The organism is Ruegeria sp. F11 (genome assembly GCF_056533855.1).
This window is the reverse complement of the sequence record NZ_JBQFOW010000035.1, coordinates 1-2,684: the sequence shown is the minus strand read 5'-3', so window position 1 is coordinate 2,684 and position 2,684 is coordinate 1. Positions and strand designations below refer to the sequence as shown.

At 62.3% G+C, this 2,684-nt stretch carries 1 protein-coding gene; it reads right to left on the bottom strand.

The annotated features are described in order from the left end of the window. Window positions 1-13: 13 nt before the first annotated feature. Window positions 14-2,632, bottom strand: a complete 2,619-nt coding sequence (locus ACR0NJ_RS21190; RefSeq protein ID WP_480819072.1) for a TRAP transporter permease — start codon at window positions 2,630-2,632, stop codon at window positions 14-16. Window positions 2,633-2,684 lie beyond the last annotated feature (52 nt).

Genomic DNA, 2,684 nt, shown 5'->3' with positions numbered 1-2,684 from the left:
AGGACGGATTTGGTCATGGTGTTACCTCTTGGTCGGTGGTGCGGGCGGCGCGGCCCTTTTGCAGGAAGGCGATGAGGCCCAGAAGCAGCAGCGCCGGGATGAACATCAGTTCCTTGGGCGGCTGGCTTTGCGGGGCCTGCACGGTGGTGATGCGGACGGGCTCGTCGGCGTAGTAGTCGAAGTTCGACAGCTCATCGGCGACGGGGGTTCCGAACAGCGGCTCGTCGAGCTTGACCAGACCGTCTTCCTCCAGCGGGATCAGGCCCAGGGCGTCGATGCGGGCCGCGCCGTCCGCCTCATCCCCGATGGTCAGCACCACCGTGGTTTCGGTCATGTTGCCGGTGTCAAAGTCCGGGCCTGCGACCTCGATGCGCAGGGAACTGCCCGGGGCGGCCTCGCCCACGGCTTGCTCCAGCTGTGCGGGGTCGATCTGCGCAAAGGGCGGTGCGATCCGGTTCATGAAGAAGTCCGGGCGGAACAGCGCGAAGGCGATCAGGATCAGCGCCACGCTTTCATAGATGCGGTTCTTGGTCAGGAACCAGCCCATGGTGCCGGCGGTGAAGATCAGGATGGCGATGGTCGCGGACACAGCCACCAGAATGCCCTGCACCCAGCCCACATCAATCAGCAGAAGATCCGTGTTGAAGATGAACACAAAGGGCAGCGCCACGGTGCGCAAGCTGTAGAAGAAGGCGGTAAAGCCCGTCTTGATCGCGTCGCCGCCCGACACGGCGGCAGCGGCAAAGCTCGCCAGACCCACAGGCGGTGTCACATCGGCCATGATGCCGAAGTAGAACACAAACAGATGCACCGCGATCAGCGGCACGATCAGACCGTCCTGCGCGCCCAGTTCAACAACCACACCGGCCATCAGCGAGCTGACGACGATATAGTTTGCCGTGGTCGGCAGGCCCATGCCAAGGATCAGGCTCAGCAGACCCACCAAGGCCAGCATGGCGATCAGGTTGCCGCCCGACAGGAACTCGACCAGATCGGCCATCACCTGACCCACGCCGGTCAGCGTCACGGTGCCCACGATCACGCCCGCGGTGGCGGTCGCCAGCGCGATGCCGATCATGTTGCGCGCGCCGTCGATCAGACCGTTCCACAGGTCAGCCACGCCAGCCATGAAGGCGTTGGCGGTGTCGCTTTCGCCCCGGAAGATCGACTTGAGCGGCTTCTGCGTCAGCAGGATCACAAACAGCAGCGAGGTCGCCCAGAAGGCCGACAGGCCCGGCGATTTCTGCTCGATCATCAGGAAGTAGACCAGCACGATGATCGGCAGCAGGTAATGCAGTCCGGCCTTGTAGATCTCGGCAATGACCGGCAGTTCGACCTCTTTGGCGTTGGGATCATCGGGAACCAGATCCTCGACCCCTGCGGCCAGTTTCAGCAGGATCAGATAGGCCACCACAACCAGCGCCGACAGCACCAGACCCGAGGCCCCCGGCATCAGCGCAATCACCGCCTTGATCGGGTATTGGATGCCATAGCACAGCCCGGCAAAGCCCACGAAGAAGATCGCCATGCCGCCGATTGTGCGGCCCATCGAGACCACGCGGTTGCCCAGCGTCGGCATGTTCCGCTTCACCGCTTCCAGGTGCACGATATAGACCAGCGCGATGTAAGAGATTGCGGCAGGCAGGAAGGCGTGGGTGATCACCTCGACATAGGAAATGCCCACATATTCCACCATCAAAAAGGCCGCAGCGCCCATCACCGGCGGCATGATCTGACCGTTCACGGATGAGGCGACCTCGACCGAGCCCGCCTGTTCGCTGGAAAAGCCCACCCGCTTCATCAGCGGAATGGTAAAGGTACCGGTGGTCACCACGTTGGCGATGGAAGACCCCGAGATCAGCCCGGTTGCCGCCGAGCCCACCACAGCCGCCTTGGCCGGGCCGCCGCGCAAATGCCCCAGCGCGCCAAAGGCCATCTTGATAAAGTAATTGCCCGCCCCGGCCTTATCCAAAAGCGCGCCGAACAGCACGAAGAGGAAGACGAACTTGGTCGAGACGCCCAAAGCGATGCCAAAGACACCCTCGGACGTGATCCACATATGGCTCATGGCCTTTTTCAGGCTGGCACCTTTCCACTGGATCACCTCGGGCACCCAGTCGGACGAGCCAAAGAACACATAGGCCAGGAAAATCGTCGCAATGATCGCCATCGCCGGGCCAAGCGCGCGCCGCGCGGCCTCGAACAACAACAGCAGGCCACCAAGGGCCACCCATTTGTCCACGTCATCGGCCAGCAGGCCGTTGTCGACCAGTTTTTCATAGAAAATATAGCCGTAAAGCGCGATCCCCGCACCCACCACGCCCATGATCCAGTCCTGAACGGGGATGTAGTTGCGCGGGCTGGATTTCAGCGCCGGATAGGCCGCAAAGGCCAGAAAGATCGCAAAAGCCAGATGGATCTGGCGCGAGTTGTTCACCACGCTGCCCGGCAGCAGCATATTCGATACCGGCGAGGCCAGCACCACCTGAAAGACCGACCACATTACTGCGACGATGGCCAGGAAGACCCCGACATTGCCCGCCGGATTGCGCGCCCCCGCATCGGACGAGGCCACCAGATCTTGAAGCTCTTCTTCGGATAGCGGGCGGTTGGATTGGGTGTCGGAACTCATCTGGCGTCTCCCCGTCGCTCTGCGATCTTGTCGGACCGTTTCGGCCTCATTC